This is a genomic window from Micromonospora sp. NPDC049201, assembly GCF_055586805.1.
Genome location: NZ_JBVJHM010000018.1, coordinates 80541 through 105255 on the forward strand (window position 1 = coordinate 80541; position 24715 = coordinate 105255).

The following is a 24715-nucleotide window of genomic DNA, read 5'->3' on the forward strand; positions in this document are numbered from 1 at the left end:
GTGCCGTGTCTACCGAACATCAAGTATGCAACCTGCGGCTTCAAGGGTTGCCGCTGCGCGTGTCATTTCTTCACGGCTGAGGTTCTCCAGAATGGTCACCGGAGCTGATTCAACCATATCTTTAGCCTCTTTGAGGCCGGTGCCGGTCACTTCGCGGACGGCTTTGATTGCCTGAATGATGCCGTTCTTTCCGTAGCTCTTCAAGATAATCGAATAGGTGCCCTGGGGGCGGAATCTCAGTAGTTCTCGCACTCCTTCGAGCACTTCGCGCAGCACGTCATCAGTGTCGCGCACCTCCGGAGTGGCGCTCGATTCCGGGCTTTTGGGTATTGCGCTGACGGCACCCGAAAAGTCGGTCCAGCTTCGGTGGAATGCCTTCTGGAGTCGACTGGCGCTGAGTGGGGCAGCGCATGTCTCGTTTATGGATGAGACAAGTCTGAACATGTCCTCGCTGTCTGTCGCCACCGTGGCCTGGAACTGGGCGATAGGTCCGGTTACATCAGCCGGTTCGACATTGAGGAGCACTGGGCGGACCCGAGCTTCGGTGAGAGATTTGGCCAGTGCGCCCGCCTCGAAATTCAGCCAGGGAGAGGATATGTTCTCGGCGGTGACGCAAATTATCCCTTGGCTCCCCTTTTGCAGCCTGGCTCCAACTTCGGCGAGCCAACGCTGACCTTTGGCGATGTCTTCGGTGGACATCCAGGGAGTCACCTGTTGGATAACTTCCGGCAGCCAGTCACGAAGAGCCCGAGCCAGCTCGTTGCTCCTCGATCCCGACCAGCTGATAAAAACTTCCATTAGTGTCCCCGGGTGCGTTCGCGAAGTCCCCACAATATCGCTGGGTAACGATAGTCGGCTGGTGCCGGCGGAGCAACACCCTTCGGATCAGCCGAGGGCACCCGGCCAACAGGCAGAGGGGCGAACGGCTCCACATCTCGGAACATGACTGCGGACCGGGTCAATGCATGGCAGGCGAGCGACGGTTGGGAACTGGTCTGGCCGTCCTTGTACTCATCTACCCGGCTCGTCGCCACCGGTGAACGTCAGTTCGTGCCTGGCGGCTTGAGGCGCCCCGCGCTTCCGAGATGCCCGACTGGTGGGCGCCGGCCCCGAGGTCGGGTCGTGATCGGGAGTCGCCAGCTGTCATTCCTGGCCGGTCCCCGGCTTCCCCGGCTTCGCTTCCTGGCTGCGCAAACTCCCTTTACCGGCCCCTGGACGCCCGGCGGCTGGTGGGATGCTCACCCTTTTATCCGGCCGGGGATCGCCCCGGCCGGATGTCCAAAGGAATGATTAGTCGCGCACCCGTACGACGCAGTACGTGGTGTCGGGAGTCGCCGGTACGGACAACCGCGCGTTGACCGCGTACAGGCTTGAGCCGAAGGAAACCACAGCCGACGGCTCGTCGAGGTCGCAGTCACGGATCACGTCGACCGGCGTGGCCCGGGTGAGCTGCTCGTTGAGACGGAACTTGGCGATCACGTTGTTCCGGTTGCGCACCACGTACAGCGTGCGCCCCCGGAGCAGGAGACCGTCGCCGTTGGCGACCGACACACCGCCCGTGCTGATCCGGGCGGCCATGCCCGCGCGGGGATCGAAGCAGTAGAGCCGGCCGGTCCTGGCCTGCACCACGATGAGCTTGCCCGCCCAGGCGGCGACGATGCCGGTGTTGCAGGCGTCGGGGTCACCGAGCCCGGCCGGCAACGGCAGCGCGCGTACGCCCGACTGCCCGGGCAGCGACCCGTGGCGGCCGAACTCGACGCAGTAGACCTTGGCCTTCTCCGAGTCGGTGAAGAACACGGCCTTGTCCGTGGCGGCCACGCCGTCGATGAACCCGCCGCCGAAGTCGTACGTCGCCAGGCATTCGCCTGTCGACTCGCGGTAGACGGCCGCGCCGCCCATGTTGCCGCAGGCCGCCCAGATCCGGCCCCGTTCGACGGCCAATCCCGTCGCCTGGGTGCCGGCCCCCGGCGGCACGAGGAGCATCCCGTGGCCGGTGCGCAGGTCGGCGCACCAGATACAACCGTCGGCCATGGAGCTGACGTAGATCTTCGTGCCGGTGCCGCGGGCGATGCCCTCCGGGCAGAACCCGTTCGGCAGGTTGATCACCGAGGGATATCGGCCGTTCCGATGGTGGGCCGAGGCCGGCGCCGCGCCGATGGCGACCCCGACGGGCGCGGCAACGGCCGCGGCCAAGAGCGTTCGTCTGTGCACTGTCGTGCTCCTTCGCTAGGCGAGCGAACACATATATGGATACCTGTGGACCAAATGCCGGAGCTACCTCGTCATTGCTCGACAGGTGGCCGCACGGAGTCCCGCATGTCGAACTCGCCGATCGGCCGCGAAGCATCTGCGCAGAGATTCGCACATACCGGCGACTTTCCACGCGTCGCCAAAACGGGATTGCCATCGGGTCGACGATCGCTCTGCGGCATTCTCAACCTGGCTCATCCACCCGCTGGTGTCGGTGGCACCGCAGGAGCGGCCGGGGGCAAGCATCAGCCGAGCGTGCAGGCGGGATCGAACCCCGCACCCTTGCCCCTTGCGCAAGGGTGCTCCGTCTGTTGAGCTACCAGCGTCATTGCCGCACGCATGCCGCCGGCACCGTGGCATGCGTAGTCAGAACGTCAGGCCGTTTCTCCGTAGCCGGACTGCTCGATCGGTTCGGAGTGGCGCGCATGGGGACCGATCTCGTCGGAGTGAACGAGGCCATCCTCAATGGCTCGTGCCAACAGTGCTGCCTTGGTCGCAGCGGGTCGGCCGGTCCGGGTGTACTTGATCCGGGCTCGATCGATATATTGCTTGACGGTGTGTTCGCTGATTCCCATCCGGCGTGCCACCGATGCCTTTGACATTGACTGGAACCAGAGCAGAAGTGCCTCGCGTTCCTTGGGGGATAGAACCGGCCGGTCGGCGCTCTGGTCGGCAACGATCGCGCCAGCGAGGACGGGCGGCACGTAGGGCTGATCGCTGGCCGCTGCAAGTAGGGCTTGGACAAAGTGCTCGCGCAACTCATGCTTGCCAAGAAAAGCGATTGCGCCTGCCTCCAACAGCGACATGGCAGTGTCGGGGCTCGTGTCTTCTGAGTAGACCACCACTCGCCTACCTGCCCTACTAAGCTCGGCGACTTTGTCGATCACCAATCGACCGCCCGACTGCAAGTCGAGTAGGATCACGTCGACTGGTGACTGTTCATCGGCGAGCAAAGTCTCTAGGTCTGCGCCGGTCGAGCGCAGCGCCAGCCGAGGTTCGGCGGCAAGCCACGAGCGAGCGCCTTCGATTACCATCGGATGCTGATCAACGATTGCCACGCTGATGCGGGATTGTGGCGGTGCTTCCTCATCGCCGGGCGGCACTGTTGACTGTTCGGTCGGTCCGGTTGCCTCCCGTGGAGGATCGGCCGGCTTTGTGCGCTGCGGCGATGCCAGCGTATGCGTAGCCGACTTGCTGCGATAGTTTGCAATGAGCCTGACCGGTTCGGGCGTTTCTCGGCCGAGCTTTTGATCCAGTACGAGGCGCAGTCGGGCGGCTGCCACATGCTCTGCGGTTATGTCACGCTGCTGGGTCATAGCGATGGCCGCCCTCACTGTTGCCCGAGAGATCGCTCAAGAGTTCGTCGAGCACACGACCTTGGAACACATCGATCAGCAGGCACTCATCGCGCTTCGCCAAGTCGGACTGGGCGAGCTTGGTCAGCAGCTTGAGTCCTGTGACCCGCTTTACCGGAGCATCATCTAGTGCGAGTTCTGCCGCCCAGGTGAAGCGCCTCCACCATTCCTCACGACGCCCTGCCAGCTCCCGCTGTTCGGTCGCCCGATCAGACCCGTGCACGGACAGCCGGACTCCGATCAAGGCACCGGCCGCAGTCATCAAACCGACCACGACCGCCATACCGGCCTGCAACCAGGTATTCACCATCTCGTCCCGGGCTGTTGAGGTTTGGAGATAGATGCTACTGCCATAGGCGATGGACTGATATCCCACGAGGGGCGTGGCTGCCGCAACGATCGTGCGGGTGGTCGGCGACCGTCGTGGCATGGCGATCGCTGCCGCGCCGGCTTCGCCGACTTGCCTTCAGGAGAGATGTTCCAGGCACCCGGCAAACAGCCATCACCGAGGAAGTGCTGCGGCTGGGCACGGGTGACGCGGTGGGCTCCGAGTGGGGCGGGACCCCGTCACCCAACAGTGCCGGCCAACGTTTCCGCAGCTAAGAAGGTGTGCGCCCGGCAGGATTCGAACCTGCGGCCTTGGGATTAGAAGTCCCCTGCTCTATCCGCTGAGCTACGGGCGCGCGCCGACGATCGTCGCGCCAAGAGGGTACCGCCGGCCCTGGCCCGCCCGGGGGTACGGGTCGGCGCGTCCACGTCGCCGCCCAGCGTGCCACGCCGGTGCCCGGACCGGCATCCCCGTTCCGGCGGGTCCCGGCCCGGCGACCGCATCTCGATCCGTACCCTCGGCGGATGCTGCTCGACCAGGACACCGAAAACGAGATCATCTTCGCGCTGTGCCAGCACCTCGGACGGGCCATCCTGCCCGTCTCCGGGGCGACAGGACCGGGGGCTCCGGCCGGCACGGTCGGTACCGCGTTCTTCTACAGCGAGCTGGTCGGCGCGACAGACGACGGGGAGATCGCGCACGAGTGGCTGCTCACCGCCGACGCACTCACCGACCGGGCGTACGGGGAGATCGGGTTGCGGCCCAGCGTCACCGATCCGGCCGAGGGCGCGGACGAGCCGATCGAGTTGGCCGGCTTCGCCGACCACTGGCTGCACCTGCCGGAGCTGGGGCTGGCCGCGATGCCCACCGGTGGGCTGCACGGCTACGCCGACGACCGGGGCTGGCGCTGGCGTACCCAACAGGTGACCGAGGCGGTCGCCGCGCCGGCCGACGCGGTGGCCCGGGTCGGCGCGACGCCCGGCTCGGCGTTCGTGCTGGCCCTGGGCGTCGCCGAGGACGGGTCACGGCCGTTGGAGGCGGTGGCCGAGCGGGTCGCCCGGCACGACGACGCGGTGCGGGTGACCACCGAGCTGCCGGCCGGTTACGTGGGCGCGCCCGTCTTCGCGGTCGAGGCCGGGCCGGACGGCGAGCCGGTGCCGCACTGCCTGGGCGTGCTGCTGCCGGCCCGCGACGGCGGGCACCCGGTCGCCACGTTCGACCGGATCCGGTCCGCGCTCGTCGAGGTCGTCGACGGCTGACCGGTCGGGGCCGGCCCGCGCCGAGCCGGCGACGGGAGGGGGCGGGTCGGCCGCCGGTTCAGCCTTCGGCGGTGGCTCCGGCCGGTTCGTCGGCCGGCCGGCGCGGTGCCGGTGGCGCGGCCTCCGGCTCGGTCGGGCCCACCCGGAGGAAACCCTCCGCCCAGCGCCCGACTTCCGCGAAGACCTTTTCGCGTACGGCGGGACTGGACAACGTGAGGTCGTGCAACCCACCGTCGAAGCGGGCCAGGGTGACGTGCCGGCCGAGCCGGGGCGCCCAGCGGACCATGTGCTCCACGTCGAGCACCGCGTCGGCGCCGGTGGCGCTGTCGTGCCACTTCGTACCCCGGAAGGTGCGGGTGGAGCAGGCCAGCAGCACCGGCACGGGGATGTCCAGCCCGGCGCGTAGCCGGCGCTGGCCGGTGCGGATCGCGTTGAGCCAGCCGGCCCGGACCGGGAACCCGGCGAGCGGCTTCCACTCCAGGTCGTAGCGCCACTCGCCACGGTGGTCGGCGTGCAGGCTCTCGCCGTACACGGTGCCGAGCCCGAACGGCAGGATGCGCTGCGGCGCCCGACGGCCCAGGCGGGAGACGGCGGCGGCGAGGGGTCGACGGACCACCCAGGGGGCGTTGATGTCGAAGAAGGGACTGTTCAGCACGATGCCGTCGACCAGGCCGGCGTCGCGGCGGGCGTCCGCCCAGAGCGAGATGATCAGCCCGCCGGTGGAGTGGCCCATGGCGAGCAGGGTCTCGTGCCCCTCCTCGGCGCGGATGATCTCCGCGGCGGCGTCCAGCTCGGGGAAGTAGTCGCTCAGGTCGCGGCAGAAGTTCGGGGTCTGGTGCGGCAGCAGGCTGCGACCGTATTTCCGTAGGTCGAGGGCGTAGAAGTCCCAGCCGCGCTCGGCGAAGAAGTCAGCCACGTGGGTCTGGAAGAAGTAGTCGACGAAGCCGTGCACGTAGAGCACGGCGCGGCCGGTCGGCCGGTCGGCCCGCCGGCGGACCAGGGTCGCGACCACCGGCCCCTCGTCGTCGGTGCCCAACTCGATGGTGCGCCGCTCGTAGGGCGCCCCCAGCACGTCCGGTTCCACGACCGCGACGGTACGCCGCCGAGCTACCCGGCGGTAGGGGTGTAAGGAGGGGCCCGGCTTAACGCATTCGGTAGAGGCGGGGGCCCCGCTTGACAGCGACCTGTCGAGCGGAGCCCCCGCCTGACCGGAAACGGTGGCGGCCCGCCCGCCGGCACCGTGCGGGCGGGCGTACCGGAATCAGGCGGTCTCGGCGTCCTCGCGCTCGCCCACCTGGAGCGGGACGGCCGCGGGCTGCTCCGTCGGGCGCAGGTGCTTGTTGCTGCGCGGCTCCTGGCGGGTCTTCGCGTCGTTGAGCTTGCGGCGCAGATCGTCCCGGACGTCGTTGAGCGCGGCGTGCAGGTCCTCCTCGGTCGAGGTGGTCACGATCTTCTGCCGGCCGGCGACCCAGCACTCCAGCGTCACCTTCTGGCCCCGGGCCTCGCGGTCCTTGACCGACACCTCCAGCTCGGTGGCGTCGGCGTGGAAGCTGGCGAGTCGGGCGTCAAGCGTCCCGAACTGCTCGGCGATCCAGTTGCGGTCACCCTGGGAGAACCCGGCGCCGACCCGGAGGCACTCGGCCACGGTCGCGGGGTTCGCCACGGCGCTCATCGCGCTGCCTCGCGGACGTCTCGGAGAAGCATCGGCGCTCCCTTTCTCTCGGTTGATCATTACTTACCCAGCCGGCGTGTTTCCGGAACGCCTCGCGCCGGTCACTTTCCGACCATGTGTCCCCGCAGGTCGACGCCGTAGAGGCCATCGGCCTAGCAGATCGGGACCTTGATCAGGCGGTTGTCCACAAGGCGGTCCGTCATCCACAGGCGGGAGCCGACGGGTGGCCCGGGCGGGTTGTCCCGGCCCACGCTCTCCCGGACAAGCCGATCCCTGGGAGGGGCGATGTTCGACACCCACGTAACGATCGTCGGTAACATTTTGACCGCGCCGGAGTGGCGGCGGACCACGCAGAGCGGAACGCTGGTGGCCAACTTCAAGGTCGCCTCGACCGCCCGCCGGCTCGACCGGGACAGCGGTCGCTGGGTCGACGGCAACAGCCTGCGGGTTCGCGTCAACTGCTGGCGACGCCTGGCTGAGGGGGTGGCCGCCTCGGTGGCGGTGGGTGATCCGGTGATCGTCGCCGGCCGCCTCTACACCCGGGACTGGACCGACGAGGCCGGTAACCACCGCACGCTCTACGAGCTGGAGGCGGTCGCGGTCGGGCACGACCTGTCCCGGGGCCGGTCGCGCTTCCTGCGCAACCAGCCGCGCGCGGCCACCAGCTCGGTCGAGGACGCCGAGGCGGAGCAGCGGGTGCACGGCGAGGCGACCGAGCCGGTGCCCGACGAGCAGGTGCCGGCCAGGTTCGACGACCGGCCGCTCGACGACGACTTTCCGCCGCCGGAGTTCGGGCCGGCACGGGTCGGCCTCACCGGCGCGCTGGACCGGGTGATCGAACTCGATCCGTTCGACGACCGGCCCGCCGGTCCGGGGACCGGCGGCGGGACGCGGCCGGGCGGCGGCCCGACCGGCGGCCGGGACACCCGGCTCGGTGGACCGGGGGTGGGCGAGGACGACGAGTTGGCCGCCGAGGAGGGGGACGGGCCGGCCCCGCCCGAGGACGACGAGTTGGCCGAGATCGAGTTGCCGACCGAGGACGGGTCGAGCGGTGCGGGGTCGGCCGGCGTGGCGTCCGGCGGCGGGGCTGCCCCGGGCCGTCGCGGCCGACGGCGTACGCCGGTGCCTGCCTGAGCAGCCGGCGGCGTACGCGGGCGCCTGCCTGAGCGGTCGGCCGGGCAACGGGGGTGCGGGGTGGCGGCGTCGGCGCTGCCACCCCGCGGCACGGCCCCCTCCGGACCGCCGGTACGGCTAGGCTGGCCGGCCGGAGGTGGTGACGGGTGCGGCAGGCGACCGCGATGGCGAACGCGACCGGGTTGGTGGCGGGCTACGCGCTCGACGCGCTGCTCGGCGACCCGCGCCGGTGGCATCCGGTGGCCGGCTTCGGCCGCGCCGCCGGTGCGCTGGAGCGGCGGGTCTACCGCCCGGACCGCGCGGCCGGCGTCGTGTTCACCGCGCTCGCGGTGGGTGCGCCGGTGCTGCTCGGGGCCGCCGCCGGGCGCGTCACCCGACGGCATCCGGTGGCACGGGCCGCGCTGGTGGCCGCCGGCACCTGGACGGTGCTCGGCGGGCGGACGCTGCGGCACGAGTCCCGGGTGATGGCGCGGGCGCTGCGCCGGGCCGACCTGCCCGCCGCGCGGGCCCGCCTCGGTCATCTCTGCGGACGGGACCCGTCGACGCTCGACGAACCGGAGCTGGCCCGGGCCACCGTCGAGTCGGTCGCCGAGAACACCTCCGACGCGGTGGTCGCGCCGCTGGTCTGGGGCGCGGTCGCGGGGCTTCCCGGCCTGCTCGGTTACCGGGCGGCGAACACGCTCGACGCCATGGTCGGCCACCGCTCGCCCCGGTACGCCCGGTTCGGCACCCCGGCCGCCCGGCTGGACGATCTGCTCAATCTGGTGCCGTCCCGGCTGACCGGGCTGCTCACCGTGGCCGTCGCGCCGGTGGTGCACGGGAACCGCGCCAGCGCGTGGCACGTGTGGCGGCGGGACCGGGCCGACCATCCGAGCCCGAACGCCGGGCAGTGCGAGGCGGCGATGGCCGGCGCGCTCGGCGTCCGGCTGGGCGGGCGCAACGTGTACTTCGGTCGCTCGGAGACGCGGCCGTTCCTCGGTGACGGGCCTCGACCGGAGGCGCGGCACCTGAAGCGGGCCGCCCGGGTCTCCGGCGCGGTGGGGTTGGCCGCGCTCGGTCTGGCCGCGCTCTACCCGGTGACGGTGGGCCGGCTGGCCGGCGCCGCCGGCCGGGCCGCGCTGCGCACGGCGGCCGGCTGTTGGGCGGTGGCCGGCTGGTCGGCGGCGGCCGGGGCTTCGCCGGCGGGATCGGTCGCCAACCGGGGGAGCGGGCGGTGAGCGGCGGGCTGCTGGTCGCCGGCACCACCTCCGACGCCGGCAAGAGCGTGCTCACCGCCGGCATCTGTCGCTGGCTGCGCCGCCGGGGTGTCCGGGTCGCCCCGTTCAAGGCGCAGAACATGTCCAACAACTCGGCGGTGGTGGTCGGCCCGGACGGTCGGGGCGGCGAGCTGGGCCGGGCGCAGGCGATGCAGGCCGCCGCCGCCGGGCTCGCCCCCGACCTGCGTTTCAACCCGGTGCTGCTCAAGCCGGGCAGCGACCTCGCCAGTCAGGTGGTGCTGCTCGGCGAGGCGGTCGACACGGTCACCGCCGGCAACTACCACGCGTTGCGCCCCCGGCTCGCCGCCACCGCGTACGCGGCGCTGGCCGAGCTGCGCACCGAGTACGACGTGGTGATCTGCGAGGGCGCGGGCAGCCCGGCGGAGATCAACCTGCGGGCCGGCGACTACGTCAACATGGGGCTGGCCCGGCAGGCCGGCCTGCCGGCGATCGTGGTGGGCGACATCGACCGGGGCGGCGTGTTCGCCTCGATGTTCGGCACCGTGGCGCTGCTGGACGCCGCCGACCAGGCGCTCGTCGCCGGCTTCGTGATCAACAAGTTCCGGGGCGATCTGGGGCTGCTCCGCCCCGGGCTGGACATGCTGCACCGGGTCACCGGCCGTCCCACGTACGGGGTGCTGCCCTGGGCGCTGGACCTGTGGCTGGACGCGGAGGACTCGCTCGCGTACGGGCGGGTGCTCGGGCGGCCGGCGGGCCCGCGCGGCACCGAGTGGCTCGACGTGGCAGTGGTCCGGCTGCCCCGGGTCAGCAACGCCACCGACGTGGAGGCGCTCGCCACCGAGCCCGGGGTCCGGGTGCGGCTGACCGTCGAACCGGCCGAGTTGGCCGCCGCGGACCTGGTGGTGCTGCCCGGCTCGAAGTCGACGGTCGCCGACCTGGCCTGGCTGCGGGAGACCGGCCTGGCCGACGCGGTCCTCGGGCACGCCGCCGCCGGCCGTCCGCTGCTCGGCATCTGCGGCGGGTTCCAGATGCTCGGCCGGGCGATCCACGACCCGGTGGAGAGTCGTCGGGGCAGCGTCCCCGGCCTCGGTCTGCTGCCGGTCGAGGTGACGTTCGACAGGCGCAAGACGGTCCGCCGGGCCGAGGGCACGGCGGCCGGCGACACGGACGTGCCGGTGGACGGGTACGAGATCCACCACGGTCGGGTCTCCGCCGCCGACCCGGGCCTGCCGCCGCTGCTGCGCTACGCCGACGGCACCGGCGAGGGCGCCCGGCTCGGCGCGGTGTACGGCACGCACTGGCACGGCGCGTTCGAGTCCGACGCGTTCCGCCGCCGGTTCCTCGCCGAGGTCGCGGGCGTGTCCGGCCGGACCGGCTTCAAGGTCGCGCCGGACACGTCGTTCGCGGCGGCCCGGGAACGGACCCTGGACCTGCTCGGCGACCTGGTGGAGGAGCACCTGGACACCGGCGCGCTGTGGCGACTGATCGAGTCCGGCCCGCCGTCGGGCCTGCCGTTCGTGCCACCGGGCGCACCCGACTGAACCGCCGCGTCGGGCCGCCGGCACCGGCCGCCGCGAACGGGCGACCGCGACGGCAGCCGGCCGCCGCGACCGGGCGGCGGGTGGCTCAGACGCGTACGTCGGCCGGGCGGTCGGACATCGGCAGCCCGGCCTCCCGCCAGCCCTGCACACCGCCGATCATGTCGGTCGCCTGACGCAGCCCGAGCGTCTGGAGGCTGGCGGCGGCCAGGCTGGAGCTGTAGCCCTGGCGGCACACGACCACGATCTCGCGGTCGTAGCCGGTGGCCTCCGGGATGCGCCACGCGCTGGCCGGGTCGAGCCGCCATTCCAGCACCGTGCGGTCGATGACGATCGCGCCGGGCAGCTCGCCCTCCTCACGACGTTGCGTCTCGGTGCGGGTGTCGATCAGCAGCGCCCCGTTGCGGACCGCCTCGACGGTCTCGTGCGGGGTGAGCCGGCGGAGACCGGCGCGGGCCTGTTCCAGGAGGGCGTCGACGCCCGGACACATCACGTCATGGAGCACCCCCAGATCATGCCCACCGGGCCGCCGCGCCGCCCGGTGAAACGGCCCGCCGGGTCGCAGGATCCAGCGGACGGGGGAACGTTAGCGTCGGTCGGGTGAACGTCGAGGTGGTCGAGGCGTACGCCGGGTTGGCCCGCCGGGTGCTGGCCGGGCCGGCGCGGTTGGGGCGTACCCGGCTGGTGGCGGTCGACGGGCCGAGCGGCGCGGGCAAGAGCGTGTTCGCGACGCGCCTCGCGGACGCGCTCGCGGCGGTTCCGGGCGGCGTCCGGCCGCCGCTGGTCCGCACCGACGACCTGCTCGACGGATGGGACGACCAGCTCACGTTCTGGACCCGCCTGGAGGAGTGGGTGCTCGGCCCGGTACGGGCCGGGCGGGCGGGCGGCCACCGCCGGTACAGCTGGGTCCGCCGTCGCTTCCTGGACCGGGTGGTGCCGGTGCCGGCCGGGCCGGTGCTGATCGTCGAGGGGGTGAGCGCGGCGCGTGCCGCGGTGCGCCCCGAGCTGACGCTGTCGGTGCTGGTGACCGCGCCGCCCGATTTGCGGCTGGCCCGGGCGCTGGCCCGCGACGGCGTCCAGGTGCTGCCGGAGCTGCGTCGCTGGCACGCCGGGGAGCGGGCGCACTTCACCGCGGACGGCACCGCGGCAGCGGTGGACCTGGTGGTGAACGGTGCGCCCGACCTGCCGCACGACGCGGACCGCTACTTCGTGCGCTTCGGCCGGCGACCGGGCTGGGAGGGCGTGCCCGGGTAAGGCCGGCATACGATTCCGGTCATGACCACTCCGATCATCTCCGAGTCCGAGGTGCGGGCCGCCGTCGAGCGGGAACTGCCCGGTGTCCGTGCCGACCTGGACCGACTCGTCCGCATTCCGGGCATCGCCTTCGAGGGCTTCGACCACTCGCACGTCGAGCGCTCCGCCGAGGCGGTGGCGGAGCTGCTGCGCGGCTGCGGCCTCGACACCCGGATCGTCCGCTCCGGCGGCCAGCCGGCGGTGATCGGGACGAAGGCGGCCCCGCCCGGCGCACCCACCGTGCTGCTCTACGCCCACCACGACGTGCAGCCGGTCGGGGACCTGTCGCTGTGGGAGTCCGACCCGTTCGAGCCGGTGGAGCGCGACGGCCGCCTCTACGGTCGGGGCGCCGCCGACGACAAGGCCGGGATCATGGCGCACGTGGCCGCGCTGCGCGCGTTCGGCGACCGGCTCCCGGTGGGCGTGGTGCTGTTCGTCGAGGGCGAGGAGGAGTACGGCTCGGACTCGCTGGAGCGGCTGCTCGCCGAGCACCGGGACGACCTCGCCTCGGACGTCATCGTGATCGCCGACTCCACCAACTGGGACGTCGGTGTGCCGGCGCTGACCACCTCGCTGCGCGGCATCGTCAACTGCTTCGTGGAGGTGCGCACGCTCGACCACGCGGTGCACAGCGGCATGTTCGGCGGCGCGGTGCCGGACGCGCTGACCGCGCTGGTGAAGCTGCTGGGCACGCTGCACGACGACGCCGGCGACGTCGCGGTGGACGGCCTGGCCGGTCGCGAGGGGGCCGTCGTCGACTACCCGGAGGACCGGTTCCGCGCGGAGGTCGGCCTGGTCGACGGCGCGCGGTTGTTCGGCACCGGCCGGATCACCGACCGGCTCTGGACCAAGCCGGCGCTGGCGATCCTCGGCATCGACGCGCCGGCCACCGGCGAGGCACCGAACGCGCTGGTCCCGGCCGCGAAGGCGAAGCTGAGCGTACGGCTGGCGCCGGGCGACAACCCGAAGAAGGCGTACGCCGCGCTGACCGCGCACCTGGAGCGGAACGCGCCGTGGGGCGCGCAGGTGACGGTGACGTTCGAGCACGACGGCGCGCCGTGCGTGATCGACGCCAGCGGGCCGATGTTCGACGCGGCGCGGGCCGCGTTCCGGGGCGCCTGGGACGGCACCGACCCGGTCGACATCGGGGTGGGTGGCTCGATCCCGTTCATCGCCACGTTCCAGGAGATGTTTCCGCGGGCGGCGATCCTGGTGACCGGCGTGGAGGACCCGCACGCCCGGGCGCACGGCCCGAACGAGAGCCTCCACCTGGGCGAGTTCGCCCGGGTCTGCCTGGCCGAGGCGCTGCTGCTGGCCAAGGTGGCCGAGGCGGGCCGCGCCTGACCGCGGCCGTCGCCACGGTGGCCGGTGTCGGCTCGGTGGCCGATGTCGTCGGGGTGCCCGGCTCGGTCACGGTGCCCGGCTGACTTATGACGCCCGGCTCCGTCACGGTGGGTGACGGGAGGGCGAGGCGATGCGGTCGGAAGCGATATGCCTGACGGTCATAATTATGCCTCTGCGGTATATCGCCTCCGACCCACCTCATTGCCCGGTCGCGCCGCGCCCGGTGTCGAAACCGTAACTTCGGGATGGATGTCGGAGTTTGCGGTGTGTCGGCGGGCTGGGTGTTATAGCCTTTCGAACATGCGTACGAACGAAGAGATGGCGCGGCTCCAAGCCGCCGTCCGTGCTCTGGGGGACGTCGACGTCTCCGCGTGGCCCGAGGCCACGCTCAAGGAACAGCTCGGTGAGCTCTCCGCCACGCTGGTCACGCTCGACGCGCTGCTCACCCGGGTCGCCGACGGCGTGCGCGGGCGCGGCCTGCGCGTGGAGGAGCCGGTCTCGGCCTGACGCTCCCGTCCGGCCGCGCGATCCGCCCGCGTGGCGCGATCCGCCCGCGTGGCGCGATCCGCCCGCGTGGCGCGATCCGCCCGCGTGGCGCGATCCGCCCGCGTGGCGCGATCCGCGCGATCCGGCCGACCGTGCGATTCGGCCGCGCGATCGGCTCGGCGGGGCGATTCGGCCGGCCCGGCGCACCCGATGCGGTGGGCCGGGCCGCCGGAAGCGCCCCGCTGTCACAGGTGACTGGCAGGATGTGGGCGTGCGTTTCGCGGAGCTGGCGGCCACCTCGGCCGCGGTCGGTGCCACCGGTGGTCGGCGGGCCAAGGTGGAGCTGCTGGCCGCCGCGCTGCGCGGGCTCGACCCGGCCGAGATCGCGGCCGGCGCCGGCTATCTCGCCGGTGAGCTGCGCCAACGGCAGACCGGCGTCGGTTGGGCGGGGCTGCGTGACCTGCCACCACCGGCCGCCGCGCCGACGCTGACCGTGTCCGGCGTCGACGCGGCGGTCGAGGAGATCTCCCGGGTCGGCGGCACCGGCTCCCAGGCCCGGCGGCGGGAGCTTGTCGGCCGGCTCTTCGCCGCCGCGACCGCCGACGAGCAACGCCTGCTGGTCGGGCTGTTCCGGGGGGAGCTGCGGCAGGGCGCCCAGGCCGGCCTGCTCGCCGAGGCGGTGGCCCGGGCCGCCGAGGTGCCGGCCACTGTCGTCCGCCGGGCCCTGCTGCTCGCCGGCGACCTGCGGGCGGTGGCGGTCGCGGCGCTCACCGGCGGCGCCGCCGCGCTGGCCGGGTTCGGGCTCCAGGTGGGCCGCCCGCTCGCGCCGATGCTGGCCCAGAGCGCGCCCTCGGTCGACGAGGCGCTCACCGCCACCGGCACGCCGGCGGTGGTGGACGTCAAGCTCGACGGCATCCGCATCCAGGTGCACCGTTCCGGTCAGGACATCGCGGTGTTCACCCGCAGCCTCGACGAGATCACCGGTCGGCTGCCCGAGGTGGTGGCCGCCGTCCGCGCGCTGCCCGCCCGGGAGCTGGTGCTCGACGGCGAGGCGATCGGGCTCGACGCGGCCGGCCGGCCGCTGCCGTTCCAGCAGACGTCGAGCCACGCGGCCCGGCGCACCACGCCCAGCACCACCGGCCGCACCCCGGTCGCGCCGGCCGTGCTCGCCGCCGCCGAGCGTGCCGGCGAGCCGGTGCTCACGCCGTACTTCTTCGATCTGCTGCACCTCGACGGCGCCGACCTGATCGACCTGCCCGGGCGGGAGCGGTGGGCGACGCTGGCCCGCGCGGTCGACCCGGCGCTGCTGGTCGGCCGGGTGGAGGTGGACGACGCGGCGCAGGCCGCGGCGGCGTTCGCCGCGGCGGTCGACGCCGGTCAGGAGGGTGTGGTGGTCAAGGACCCGGCCGCGCCCTACGACGCCGGCCGGCGCGGCGCGGCCTGGGTCAAGGTCAAGCCCCGGCACACGCTCGACCTGGTGGTGCTGGCGGTGGAGTGGGGCAGCGGCCGGCGCCAGGGCTGGCTGTCCAACCTGCACCTCGGCGCCCGCGACCCGGGCACCGGCGAGTTCGTCATGCTCGGCAAGACGTTCAAGGGGTTGACCGACGAGCTGCTGCGCTGGCAGACCGAGCGGTTCCTGGCGCTGGCCGTGGAGAAGGGCGACTGGGTGGTCCGGGTGCGGCCGGAGCAGGTGGTCGAGATCGCCTTCGACGGGGTGCAGACCAGCAGCCGCTACCCGGGCGGGATGGCGCTGCGCTTCGCCCGCGTGGTGCGCTACCGGGACGACAAGACCGCCGCCGAGGCGGACACGATCGACGCGGTCCGGGCGATCCACGCCGGCCGGGTCAGCGGCTGAGCCGGCCGGCCCGGTCTCAGGGGGCGGTGGGTCAGGGGGCGGCGGGTCCGGCGGCTGCCGGTTCGGCGGCCCGGTCCACCGGCACACGCGGGCCGTCCAGGCCGGCCCGCCGGCGGGCCTCCCGGCGCGCCACCCAGCCGTAGCCGACCAGGCTCATCACCGCGAAGATCCACCACTGCCACACGTAGCCGAAGTTCTGCCAGTTGTTGGTGTGCCCGATCGGCACCGCCTGGAACGCCGGGTCGGCGGCCGGCGTCTGGCCGTCCAGCAGCACGTAACCGCCGGTCACCGGGTAGGGCAGTTGCTTCGCCAGGCGGGAGATGTCGATGCGGCGGGCCTCCAGCTTGCCGTCGCGGCGGGCCACCCCACCGCCGCCGCTCTCGCTGCCGACCACCCGGCCGGTGACGGTCACCTCGCCGGCCGGCGCCACCGGCACCGAGGGCTGGACGGTCGCGCCGGCGCCCGGGACGGGTGGGATCCAGCCGCGGTCGACGAGCACCGCGGTGCCGTCGGCGAGCACCAGCGGGGTGAGCACCTCGAAGCCGACCGTGTTGTCGACGGTCCGGCCGCGGATCAGAACGACGTTGGCATTGTCGTAGCGGCCGGTGGCGGTGACCCGGCTCCAGGTGAGGCGCCCCGCCGGGGCCGGGCCCACGCTGCCCGGGCCACCGGTCGGCGCGGGCAGTGCGTTCCGCAGCGGCGCGGGCGTCATGGTGGCGCCGGCGTCGATCCGCTCGTTGACCGCCGTCCGCCCGTGGTAGCGGTCCAGCTGCCAGTTGCCCAGGAACACCATCACCGCGGCGGCCACCAGGGTCAGCGCCAGGTAGCCCAGCCAGCGCGGGGTCAGCAGGAACCGGTACACGGTGGTCAAGGCTACCCGTATGAGCGGGGCCACTCGCGGTTGCCGGCGGTGATCGGGGCGGCGGGCGGCCGTCGTGGAGCGGACCGGACGGGTATGGTCACGCGGGCGGAAATCACCCGGAGGATCCAGGAGTCGAGAATGACCGACGTGCCGCGGGTCGTGCTGAGCGCGCCCTCCTCGGGGCACGGCACCGGTGCCCTCTCCCTCGGCCTGCTCGCGGCCCTCGCCGACCGAGGGCTTGCGGTGGCCGGGTTCAAGGTCGGCCCGGACCAGGTGGACGCGGCGTACCTCGGGCTGGCCGCCGGCCGGCCGGGGCGCACGCTGGACCCGCGGCTGGTCGGTCCGGAGCGGGTCGGTCCGCTCTTCGCACACGGTGCGGCCGGGGCCGGGCTCGCGCTGGTGCAGGGCACCATGGGGCTGTACGACTCGGTGGCCGGCCGGCCGGAGAGCGAGTCCACCGCCGCGGTCGCCACCGCGCTGCGCAGCCCGGTGGTGCTGGTGGTGGACGTGGCCGCGATGGGCCAGTCGGTGGCCGCGCTGGTGCACGGCTTCCGGGCGTACGACGAGCAGCTCTGGTTGGGCGGCGTGATCCTCAACCGGGTGGCCTCGCCCCGGCACGAGACGCTGCTGCGGGAGGCGCTGGACGACGTCGGGGTGCCGGTCTACGGCGCGTTGCGCCGGCACGAGCTGCCCCCGGTGCTGCCCGCCCGCCGGCACGGCGCCGCGCCGGTGGTGCGCGGCGACGCCGAGGCCGAGCGCGGGGTGCGCCGGCTCGGCGAGGCGGTGGCCGCCACCGTCGACCTCGACCGGCTGCTCACGCTGGCCCGCTCCGCCCCCGCGCTGACCGTCGAGCCCTGGTCGCCCGACCCGGCGGACGGGCCGTCGGACGCCGCGGAGCGGCCGGTGGTCGCGCTGGCCGGTGGCCCGGCCGGCAGCTACAGCCATCCGGAGGCCGTCGAGCTGCTGTGCGCCGCCGGCGCCGAGGTGGTCACGCTCGATCCGCTGCGCGACGAGGCGCTGCCCGCCGGGGCCCGCGCGCTGGTCGTCGGCGGCGCGCTCCCGGAGACGTACGCGGAGCAGCTCTCCGCCAATCGGCGGCTCTGCATCGCGGTGGCCGAGCTGGCCCGCTCCGGACGGCCGGTGGTCGCCGAGGGGGCCGGCCTGCTCTGGCTGGCCCGAGAGCTGGACGGTCTGCCCATGTGCGGGGTGCTCGACGCGGTCGGCACGGTCCGGGACGGCCTGGTGGTCGGCTACCGGGAGGCCACCGCGGTCACCGGCAGCGTGGTGGCGTCGGCCGGCGTGACGGTGACCGGGCACAAGCAGCACGCGGCGGTGCTCACCCCGCGGGCCGGTGACCGGCCGGCCTGGCAGTGGGGCGGGGGCACGCCGGAGGGCTTCGTCCGCCACGGGGTGCACGCCTCGCAGCTCGTGCCGCACTGGGCCGCGATTCCCGGTGTCGCCGAGCGGCTGGTGGCCGCCGCCCGGGCGTCCGTGGCGGCTCCGGCGTGATCGGTCAGGTGGCGGTACGCCGGTTCCCGGCGCTGACCGTCTCCACCCCGCGGATCGAGGTGCGCCGGCTGGTCGCGGCGGACGCGGAGGCGGTGGACGAGGTGTTCGCCGACCGGCAGACCCAGCGTTGGCTGCCGCTGGCCGAGGCGGCCGGGCAGATCGACGGGCGGGCCTGGTGCACCGAGCTGGCCCGGCAGCGGCGGGACAGCGGCGACGGTGACCACTGGGCGGTGGTGCGGCGGGAGGACCAGCGGGTGGTCGGCTGCCTCTGGACCCGGCGCACCGACTGGGGCGCCCGGCTCACCGAGGTGTCGTACGCGCTCGCGCCGCACGCCCGGGGCTTCGGCCTGGCGGTGGAGGCGGTGGACGCGGTGGCGATCGCGTTGATCCTGGAGCACGGCTTCCAGCGGGTGGAGCTGCGGGTGGCGCCGGGCAACGTCGCCTCCCGGCGGGTCGCCGAGAAGGCCGGCTTCAGCTACGAGGGCCTGCTCCGCAACGCGGGTTTCGTCCGTGGCGCCCGCGTCGACCTGGAACTGTGGTCCTTCGTAGCCGCCGACCTCCACTGAACCCCCACCCCACCCCCGCACGCCCGACCCCCGCACGCCCGACGTCGATCAAGGAGTTCGCGTCGGGGATCAGGCGATCCCGGGCGCAAACTCCTTGATCAACTAACCCGGGCGCACCCCCGGGCGGTCGGTGGGGCGGTCAGCCGACGATCTGGTCGGAGGGCGGGGTGAACTGGCGCGTCGGTTGGCCCTTCAGGGCGTCGCGCAGCGTCTCGGCGACCGCGTTCACCGGGATCTGGGACTGCCCGTCACCCACCGCGTTGAACGGGTTGTCCGGATCGGCGATGAAACTCGCCGCGGCCAGCTCCGGGGTGTAGCCGACGAACCACGCCGACCGGGTGCTGTCCGTGGTGCCGGTCTTGCCGGCGACCGGCCGGCCGACCGTCTTCCGTACGCTGTCCGCCGTCGACCAGCCACCGCAGGTCCCCTTGGCCGGGGTGTCGCCGGTCGGGCAGCGGGCCGCGTCGGTGGCGGCCCGGGCCGCGTCCGCGTTGACCACCTGGCGGCACCGGGGCTTGGCCACCTCGCGCTGCACCCCGCCCGGCGTGGACCAGGTGGTCGGCGTGCCGTCCCGGTTCATGATCGCGTTGACCGGGATCGCCTCGCAGTAGCGTCCGTCGGCGGCGACGGCCGCGTACGCGTTCGCCATCTCCAGCGGGGTGGCGTCGGAGACGCCGAGCGTGAATGCGCCCCACTTCCTCGCCTTGGCCGGCGACGCCTGATCCTTGTCCACGTCGGTACGCCAGCGCAGCCCGAGCTGTTCGGCCAGGCGCACCCCGGCGTCCGCGCCGACCTTCTCCTCCAGCTGCACGAAGTAGGTGTTCACTGACTTGCCGAAGCCGGACCACATGGTCTGCCGGCCGGTCATCGCGCCGCTGGCGTTGGACGGCGCCCAGCCGTCGTAGACCGCCGACTGGTACCGGTAGGGCGAGTCGTACGCGGTGGACAGCGGCATCCCGGCGTTGAGCGCGGCGAGCATCGGGAACATCTTGAACGTGGAGCCGGCCTGGTAGCCGGGGAGTGTCCCGCCGCCGAGCAGCGGCGCCACCGTGTTCGGGTAGTTCGCCTTGACCTTCGGGCCGGCCTCCGGGTTCGAGCTGTTCGGGTTCTCGGCCAGGTCGAGCGAGTAGTTCCGGTTCACCGCCATCGCCTTGATCCGCCCGGTGCCGGGTTCGGCGACCACGACGCCGTTGGCGAACGGGCTGCCGGTGTTGTCCTTGGCGCCGACGTTCTTCTCGGCCGCCGCCTGCGTCTTCGGGTCGAGCGCGAGCACGATCCGGTAGCCGCCCCGGCGCAGCTTGTCCATCCGTTCGAGGCGGTTCTCGCCGAACGCGGGCTGCGCGCTCCACCAGTTCTTCAGGTAGTCGCAGTAGAAGCCCCAGGCGCGGTGCGCGCCGTCGATCGCGGCGCAGTCGTTCGGCGGGTCGGTCAGCTTCAGCGTGATCGGCTGGGCCTTGGCCGTGGCGGCGGCGTCCGGCGACAGGTAACCGAGGCGGGCCATGTTGTCCAGCACGTAGTTGCGTCGGCCGGTGGCGTCCTTCTGGTCGGAGGTGATCGGGTCGTACTCGGAGGGGGACTTCACCAGCCCCGCGAGCGTGGCCGCCTCGACCGGGGTGAGCGTGGCCGGCGTCTTGGAGAAGAAGATCTGCGAGGCGGCGTAGATGCCGTACGCCCGGTGGCCGAAGTAGGCCGAGTTGAGGTAGCGCTCGAGGATCTGCTCCTTGCTCAGGTGCTTCTCGATGTCGAGCGCCATGCGCATCTCCTTGACCTTGCGCAGGCTGGTCTGCTGGGTGGCCTCCTGGACCTCCTTGGGCGTGCTCGCGCTGTCCCGCAGCGCCATCCGGACGTACTGCATGGTGAGCGTCGAGGCGCCCTGGGAGACGCCGCCGGAGCGGGCGTTGGAGACGAAGGCGCGCGCCACGCCCTTCGGGTCGACGCCGTGGTGCTGGTAGAAGCGGTTGTCCTCGGCGGCGACGATCGCCTGCTGGATGTTCGGCGACATGTCCTCGATCTTGGTGTACTGCCGGTACTCCTCGTAGAACATGGTCAGCACGGTCCTGCCGTCGGGCGCGTAGAGGTACGAGGTCTCGGCCGGCAGCGCGGTCTTGAGGATGTTCGTCTTCTGCTCCACGGCGTGCGCGGTGGCCTTCGCGCCGATGCCGGTGACGGCGGCCATCGGGTACAACGCGGCGGCGACGACGATGCCGGCGATCAGCCCGGCACGGAGTAGGGGCACGGCACGACCGGCGGACGCAAGGGGTCGGTTGCTCACGGGGTCAAGCTATGACATTTCCGATTCGGAAATGAGAAGAATTCATAAACGGGCGGGCGTGACGCGACCCACGCCGGGATGCGCTGTCCCGGGACGCGGCTTCCCGGCAGGATCGCGGTCATGTCCGCACCACCGCCCGCCGCCGCGCCCGCCGAACCCGACCTGGCACACCACGGGGACGCCGAGGCCACGCCCGGCCTGGTGGACCTGGCGGTCAACGTGCGCCGCGCCCCGATGCCCGACTGGCTGGCCGACCCGGTCACCGCCGCGCTTGGCGAGCTGGCCGCGTACCCGGACCCGGCCCCCGCCCGCGCCGCCGTCGGTCACCGGCACGGGCGACCCCCGGACGAGGTACTCCTCACCGCCGGCGCCGCCGAAGGCTTCGTGCTGATCGCCCGCGCGCTGCGTGACGCCCGCCACCCGGTGGTGGTGCACCCGCAGTTCACCGAGCCGGAGGCCGCGCTGCGGGCCGCCGGCCACCGGGTGGACCGGGTGCTGCTCGACCCGGCCGACGGCTTCCGGCTCGATCCGGCCCGGGTGCCGGCCGACGCCGACCTGGTCATGGTCGGCAACCCCACCAACCCGACCTCGGTGCTGCACCCGGCGGACACGATCGCCGCGCTGGCCCGTCCCGGCCGGGTGCTGGTGGTCGACGAGGCGTTCGCCGACACCACCGTCGCGCCCGGCGTCGACGGCGAGCCGGAATCCCTCGCCGCCCGCCGCGACCTGCCCGGCCTCGTGGTGGTCCGCAGCCTCACCAAGACCTGGGGGCTGGCCGGGCTGCGGATCGGCTACCTGCTCGGCGACGCCGACCTGCTGGCCCGGTTCGCCGCCGCCCAGCCGCTCTGGGCCGTCTCCACCCCGGCGCTCGCCGCCGCCACCGCCTGCGCCGGGCCGGTCGCGGTCGCGGCCGAGCGCGCGATCGCCGCCGGGCTCGCCGCCGACCGCGAGCACCTGGTGGCCCGCCTGTCCGACCTGCCCGGGGTACGCGTGGCGGGGCAGCCGGCCAGCGCGTTCGTCCTGATCCACACCCCCGGCGCCGCCGCGCTGCGGGAGCGGCTGCGCGAGCACGGCTGGGCGGTACGCCGGGGCGACACGTTCCCCGGGCTCGGCCCGGACTGGCTCCGGATCGCGGTCCGCGACCGGGCCACCACCGACGCGTTCATCGAGACACTGGCACGGATCCTGGAGGCATGATGCTGGAGTCCACCGTCGCGGCGATCCGCCCGCTCGACGAGTCGGCCATGGCGGCGGCGCGCGAGCTGCATGGCCGGCTGACCAAGCCCGCCGGCTCGCTCGGCGCCCTGGAGCCGCTCTCGGTACGCCTCACCGGCCTGGCCGGGACCTGCCCGCCGCCGCTGCCCGATCCGGCCACGGTGGTGATCTTCGCGGGTGACCACGGGGTGCACGCCCAGGGGGTGACCCCGTGGCCGCAGGAGGTCACCGCCCAGATGATCGGCAACTTCCTGGCCGGCGGCGCGGTGGTCAACGCGTTCGCCCGGCAGGCCGGCGCCTCGGTCACCGTGGTCGACGTCGGCGTCGCCACCCCGCTCCCGATCGGCCCGCCCGCCGACCCGGCCGTGCTCGCCGCCGCCTCGGACGATCCGCTCGCCGACCCGGCCGCCTCGGACGGCCCGCCGACCGCCCCGGCGGTGCTCTCCGCCAGCCTGGTCGCGACGCCCGCCGACCCGGCCGGGCCGCGTCTGGTGGCGGCGAACGTGCGGGCCGGCACCCGGGACATGACGGTCACCGCGGCACTCACCCGGGACGAGGCCCGGGCAGCGGTGGAGACCGGCATCCGGATCGCCGGCGAGCTGGTCGACGCCGGCGCCGGCATCCTGCTCACCGGCGACATGGGCATCGGCAACACCACGCCGGCCGCCGCGCTTGTCGCCGCGTTCACCGGCGTCGACGCGGCGGCGGCGACCGGCCGGGGCACCGGCGTGGACGACGAGACGTACGCCCGCAAGGTCGGCGTGGTGCGGGCCGCGCTGGAGCGGCACACGCCGGACCCGGCCGACCCGCTGGGCGTCCTCGCCACCGTCGGCGGGCTGGAGCACGCCGCGCTGGCCGGGTTGATCCTCGGCGCCGCCGCGCGTCGGGTGCCGGTGCTCCTGGACGGCGTGATCGCGGTCAGCGCCGCGCTGGCCGCCGCCGCGTTCGCGCCGGACGCGGTGGGCGCCATGGTCGCCGGGCACCGCAGCGCCGAGCCGGGCGCCACGGTGGCGCTGCGGCACCTCGGGCTGGAACCGCTTGTCGACCTGGGGCTCCGGCTCGGCGAGGGCACCGGCGCGCTGCTCGCCTTGCCGGTCGTCACCGGCGCGGTCCGGGTGCTGCACGAGGTGGCCACGTTCGACTCGGCAGGGGTGGCCGAGAAGTGAGCGGGCCGGCCCCGGAGGCGTCGCCCAGCCCGTACCCCCTGGGGTTGCGGCTGGCCGGTCGGCGCGTGGTCGTGGTGGGCGGCGGAGCGGTGGCCACCCGGCGGGTGCCCGCGCTGCTCGACGCCGGCGCGGACGTCCTGCTGGTCGCGCCGGAGCTGACGCCGGCGCTGCGTGCCTACGCCGACGCCGGGCGGCTGCACTGGGAGCCGCGTCGCTTCGCCGTCGGTGACCTGGACGGCGCCTGGCTGGCGCACGTCGCGGTGGACGACCGGGCCGCCGCCGCGGCGGTGAGCGCCGCCGCGGCCGAGCGGCGGATCTTCTGCGTCCGGGCCGACGACCGGGTTGCGGCCAGCGCGTGGACGCCCGCGGTGACCCGGCACGGCCCGGTGACGGTGGCCGTGCTCGGCGGTGGCGACCCGCACCGCGCGAGGGCGGTCCGCGACGCCGTCCGCACCCTCCTGAGCGCAAGGAGGGGCCCCCTGTTAACGGATTCGGTAGAGGGGCGGGACCCGCTTGACGCCAGCATCGCCAGCACGGCCGGCACCGCCAGCACAGCTAGCACCGCCGACGCCTCCGGTGCCGGCCACGGTGGGCGTGTGGCACTGGTCGGGGCCGGGCCCGGCGATCCGGAGCTGATCACGGTGAAGGGCTGGCGGCTGCTCACCGAGGCCGAGGTGGTGGTCGCCGACCGGCTCGTCCCCGGGCTGCTCCTGGACGAGTTGCGGCCGGACGTCGAGCTGGTCGACGCGTCGAAGATCCCGTACGGGCCGTCGCGCGCCCAGGAGGAGATCAACCGGATCCTGGTGGACCGGGCCCGGGCCGGCAAGGTGGTGGTCCGGCTCAAGGGCGGCGACCCGTACGTCTTCGGGCGCGGCGGCGAGGAGTTGCTGGCCTGCGCCGAGGCGGGGGTGCCGGTGACCGTGGTGCCGGGGGTGACCAGCGCGATCGCGGTGCCCGGGGTGGCCGGGGTGCCGGTGACCCACCGGGCGGTGGCGCACGAGTTCACCGTGGTGTCCGGGCACGTCGCGCCGGACTCGCCGGCCTCGCTGGTGAGCTGGGAGTCGCTGGCCGGTCTGCGGGGCACGTTGGTGATCCTGATGGGCCTGAAGAACCTGGCGGCGATCGCGGCGACGCTGACCGCGCACGGCAGACCGCCGACCACCCCGGCGGCGGTGATCCAGGAGGGCACCACCGCCACCCAGCGCACTCTCCGCTCGACCCTCGGCGCGGTGGCCGCCGACGTCACCGCCGCCGGCCTCCGCCCACCCGCCATCGTGGTCATCGGCGACGTCGTCAACGCCCTGACCCCCTGACAGTGATGATGTGGGAGCGGGTCACCCGGCCGGTCTGACTCACCCTCTGACTGACCGTGGTGTCTTCTAGGGGATTCGTCG

The 24715-nt window shown here is 73.4% G+C and carries 22 protein-coding genes and 1 tRNA gene; 13 read left to right on the plus strand and 10 right to left on the minus strand.

Annotated features, from left to right (window positions below):
• Window positions 1-9: 9 nt before the first annotated feature.
• From ACZ6O5_RS29685 to ACZ6O5_RS29705, 5 genes are all read right to left on the minus strand, one after another.
• On the minus strand, window positions 10-798 hold the full coding sequence (locus ACZ6O5_RS29685; protein ID WP_465981430.1) for a ribosomal protein L7/L12: 789 nt from the start codon (window positions 796-798) through the stop codon (window positions 10-12).
• Between the two features lie 492 nt (window positions 799-1290).
• Entirely contained in the window at window positions 1291-2106 is an 816-nt protein-coding gene (locus tag ACZ6O5_RS29690) for an NHL repeat-containing protein (protein WP_465981432.1), read from the minus strand.
• Window positions 2107-2624: 518 nt separating this feature from the next.
• On the minus strand, window positions 2625-3284 hold the full coding sequence (locus ACZ6O5_RS29695; RefSeq protein ID WP_465981469.1) for a sigma factor-like helix-turn-helix DNA-binding protein: 660 nt from the start codon (window positions 3282-3284) through the stop codon (window positions 2625-2627).
• Window positions 3285-3549: 265 nt separating this feature from the next.
• Entirely contained in the window at window positions 3550-3981 is a 432-nt protein-coding gene (locus ACZ6O5_RS29700) for a hypothetical protein (protein ID WP_465981434.1), read from the minus strand.
• A gap of 234 nt (window positions 3982-4215) precedes the next feature.
• Window positions 4216-4288 (minus strand) — tRNA-Arg (locus tag ACZ6O5_RS29705).
• A 169-nt stretch (window positions 4289-4457) separates the two neighbouring features.
• Between ACZ6O5_RS29705 and ACZ6O5_RS29710 the strand changes: the two genes are divergently transcribed.
• The gene (locus ACZ6O5_RS29710) at window positions 4458-5192 is read left to right on the plus strand and encodes a hypothetical protein (RefSeq protein WP_465981436.1); all 735 of its coding nucleotides are present in this window, start codon (window positions 4458-4460) and stop codon (window positions 5190-5192) included.
• A 58-nt stretch (window positions 5193-5250) separates the two neighbouring features.
• On the opposite strand, the gene ACZ6O5_RS29715 is transcribed toward ACZ6O5_RS29710, so the two are convergent.
• Window positions 5251-6276 carry an alpha/beta hydrolase gene (locus ACZ6O5_RS29715; RefSeq protein ID WP_405090905.1) on the minus strand — a complete coding sequence of 342 codons (1026 nt, stop codon included), beginning with the start codon at window positions 6274-6276 and terminating at the stop codon, window positions 5251-5253.
• A 177-nt stretch (window positions 6277-6453) separates the two neighbouring features.
• A complete protein-coding gene (locus ACZ6O5_RS29720) occupies window positions 6454-6864 on the minus strand; it encodes an HPF/RaiA family ribosome-associated protein (RefSeq protein ID WP_107162685.1) in 411 nt (136 codons plus the stop codon).
• A 285-nt stretch (window positions 6865-7149) separates the two neighbouring features.
• Between ACZ6O5_RS29720 and ssb the strand changes: the two genes are divergently transcribed.
• The 3 genes from ssb to ACZ6O5_RS29735 all read left to right on the plus strand — a co-directional run bounded on the left by ssb (window position 7150) and on the right by ACZ6O5_RS29735 (window position 10756).
• Window positions 7150-7998 (plus strand): single-stranded DNA-binding protein, encoded by an 849-nt coding sequence (gene ssb, locus ACZ6O5_RS29725; protein ID WP_465981439.1) that lies wholly within the window; start codon window positions 7150-7152, stop codon window positions 7996-7998.
• A gap of 146 nt (window positions 7999-8144) precedes the next feature.
• A complete protein-coding gene (locus ACZ6O5_RS29730; RefSeq protein WP_465981441.1) occupies window positions 8145-9215 on the plus strand; it encodes a cobalamin biosynthesis protein in 1071 nt (356 codons plus the stop codon).
• Window positions 9212-10756, plus strand: coding sequence for a cobyric acid synthase (locus ACZ6O5_RS29735; RefSeq protein ID WP_465981443.1), 1545 nt, complete (start codon window positions 9212-9214; stop codon window positions 10754-10756). Before ACZ6O5_RS29730 ends, ACZ6O5_RS29735 begins: the two co-directional genes overlap by 4 nt.
• An 85-nt stretch (window positions 10757-10841) precedes the next feature.
• On the opposite strand, the gene ACZ6O5_RS29740 is transcribed toward ACZ6O5_RS29735, so the two are convergent.
• A complete protein-coding gene (locus tag ACZ6O5_RS29740) occupies window positions 10842-11243 on the minus strand; it encodes a rhodanese-like domain-containing protein (RefSeq protein ID WP_343447654.1) in 402 nt (133 codons plus the stop codon).
• Between the two features lie 110 nt (window positions 11244-11353).
• On the opposite strand from ACZ6O5_RS29740, the gene ACZ6O5_RS29745 reads away from it, so the two are divergent.
• From ACZ6O5_RS29745 to ACZ6O5_RS29760, 4 genes are all read left to right on the plus strand, one after another.
• Window positions 11354-12007 (plus strand): uridine kinase family protein, encoded by a 654-nt coding sequence (locus ACZ6O5_RS29745; RefSeq protein WP_465981445.1) that lies wholly within the window; start codon window positions 11354-11356, stop codon window positions 12005-12007.
• Window positions 12008-12028: 21 nt separating this feature from the next.
• Window positions 12029-13390, plus strand: a complete 1362-nt coding sequence (locus tag ACZ6O5_RS29750; protein WP_465981447.1) for a M20/M25/M40 family metallo-hydrolase — start codon at window positions 12029-12031, stop codon at window positions 13388-13390.
• Between the two features lie 300 nt (window positions 13391-13690).
• The gene (locus ACZ6O5_RS29755) at window positions 13691-13897 is read left to right on the plus strand and encodes a hypothetical protein (protein WP_107162680.1); all 207 of its coding nucleotides are present in this window, start codon (window positions 13691-13693) and stop codon (window positions 13895-13897) included.
• 250 nt (window positions 13898-14147) lie between these two features.
• Window positions 14148-15731: an ATP-dependent DNA ligase gene (locus ACZ6O5_RS29760; RefSeq protein WP_465981449.1), complete on the plus strand. Its 1584-nt coding sequence runs from the start codon at window positions 14148-14150 to the stop codon at window positions 15729-15731.
• A gap of 31 nt (window positions 15732-15762) precedes the next feature.
• Here the strand turns inward: ACZ6O5_RS29760 and ACZ6O5_RS29765 are convergent, their stop codons facing one another.
• Entirely contained in the window at window positions 15763-16593 is an 831-nt protein-coding gene (locus ACZ6O5_RS29765; RefSeq protein WP_465981471.1) for an SURF1 family cytochrome oxidase biogenesis protein, read from the minus strand.
• A gap of 138 nt (window positions 16594-16731) precedes the next feature.
• Here ACZ6O5_RS29765 and ACZ6O5_RS29770 point away from each other — a divergent pair, with 138 nt between their 5' ends.
• Window positions 16732-18102, plus strand: coding sequence for a cobyrinate a,c-diamide synthase (locus ACZ6O5_RS29770; protein ID WP_465981451.1), 1371 nt, complete (start codon window positions 16732-16734; stop codon window positions 18100-18102).
• Entirely contained in the window at window positions 18099-18668 is a 570-nt protein-coding gene (locus ACZ6O5_RS29775) for a GNAT family N-acetyltransferase (RefSeq protein ID WP_107162677.1), read from the plus strand. Before ACZ6O5_RS29770 ends, ACZ6O5_RS29775 begins: the two co-directional genes overlap by 4 nt.
• 139 nt (window positions 18669-18807) lie before the next feature.
• Here ACZ6O5_RS29775 and ACZ6O5_RS29780 read toward each other — a convergent pair whose 3' ends face one another.
• A complete protein-coding gene (locus tag ACZ6O5_RS29780; protein WP_465981453.1) occupies window positions 18808-20940 on the minus strand; it encodes a transglycosylase domain-containing protein in 2133 nt (710 codons plus the stop codon).
• A 120-nt stretch (window positions 20941-21060) separates the two neighbouring features.
• Here ACZ6O5_RS29780 and cobC point away from each other — a divergent pair, with 120 nt between their 5' ends.
• Genes cobC through cobA form a run of 3 tightly spaced genes read left to right on the plus strand, consistent with a single transcriptional unit; the run spans window position 21061 to window position 24634 of the window.
• Window positions 21061-22137 carry an Rv2231c family pyridoxal phosphate-dependent protein CobC gene (gene cobC / locus ACZ6O5_RS29785; protein WP_465981455.1) on the plus strand — a complete coding sequence of 359 codons (1077 nt, stop codon included), beginning with the start codon at window positions 21061-21063 and terminating at the stop codon, window positions 22135-22137.
• Window positions 22137-23321 carry a nicotinate-nucleotide--dimethylbenzimidazole phosphoribosyltransferase gene (locus tag ACZ6O5_RS29790; protein WP_465981473.1) on the plus strand — a complete coding sequence of 395 codons (1185 nt, stop codon included), beginning with the start codon at window positions 22137-22139 and terminating at the stop codon, window positions 23319-23321. The genes cobC and ACZ6O5_RS29790 overlap by 1 nt, the downstream gene beginning before the upstream one ends.
• Window positions 23318-24634, plus strand: a complete 1317-nt coding sequence (gene cobA, locus ACZ6O5_RS29795; RefSeq protein ID WP_465981457.1) for a uroporphyrinogen-III C-methyltransferase — start codon at window positions 23318-23320, stop codon at window positions 24632-24634. The genes ACZ6O5_RS29790 and cobA overlap by 4 nt, the downstream gene beginning before the upstream one ends.
• The last annotated feature ends 81 nt before the right edge of the window (window positions 24635-24715 follow it).

Bases quoted from the DNA above. Each gene is read 5' to 3' on its own strand.
- ACZ6O5_RS29755 (WP_107162680.1), top strand. From the start codon at position 13,691: ATGCGTACGAACGAAGAGATGGCGCGGCTCCAAGCCGCCGTCCGTGCT.
- ACZ6O5_RS29750 (WP_465981447.1), top strand. From the start codon at position 12,029: ATGACCACTCCGATCATCTCCGAGTCCGAGGTGCGGGCCGCCGTCGAG.
- ssb (WP_465981439.1), top strand. From the start codon at position 7,150: ATGTTCGACACCCACGTAACGATCGTCGGTAACATTTTGACCGCGCCG.
- ACZ6O5_RS29685 (WP_465981430.1), bottom strand. From the start codon at position 798: ATGGAAGTTTTTATCAGCTGGTCGGGATCGAGGAGCAACGAGCTGGCT.
- cobC (WP_465981455.1), top strand. From the start codon at position 21,061: ATGTCCGCACCACCGCCCGCCGCCGCGCCCGCCGAACCCGACCTGGCA.
- ACZ6O5_RS29740 (WP_343447654.1), bottom strand. From the start codon at position 11,243: ATGTGTCCGGGCGTCGACGCCCTCCTGGAACAGGCCCGCGCCGGTCTC.
- ACZ6O5_RS29710 (WP_465981436.1), top strand. From the start codon at position 4,458: ATGCTGCTCGACCAGGACACCGAAAACGAGATCATCTTCGCGCTGTGC.
- ACZ6O5_RS29790 (WP_465981473.1), top strand. From the start codon at position 22,137: ATGCTGGAGTCCACCGTCGCGGCGATCCGCCCGCTCGACGAGTCGGCC.
- ACZ6O5_RS29770 (WP_465981451.1), top strand. From the start codon at position 16,732: ATGACCGACGTGCCGCGGGTCGTGCTGAGCGCGCCCTCCTCGGGGCAC.
- ACZ6O5_RS29720 (WP_107162685.1), bottom strand. From the start codon at position 6,864: ATGAGCGCCGTGGCGAACCCCGCGACCGTGGCCGAGTGCCTCCGGGTC.
- ACZ6O5_RS29695 (WP_465981469.1), bottom strand. From the start codon at position 3,284: ATGGTAATCGAAGGCGCTCGCTCGTGGCTTGCCGCCGAACCTCGGCTG.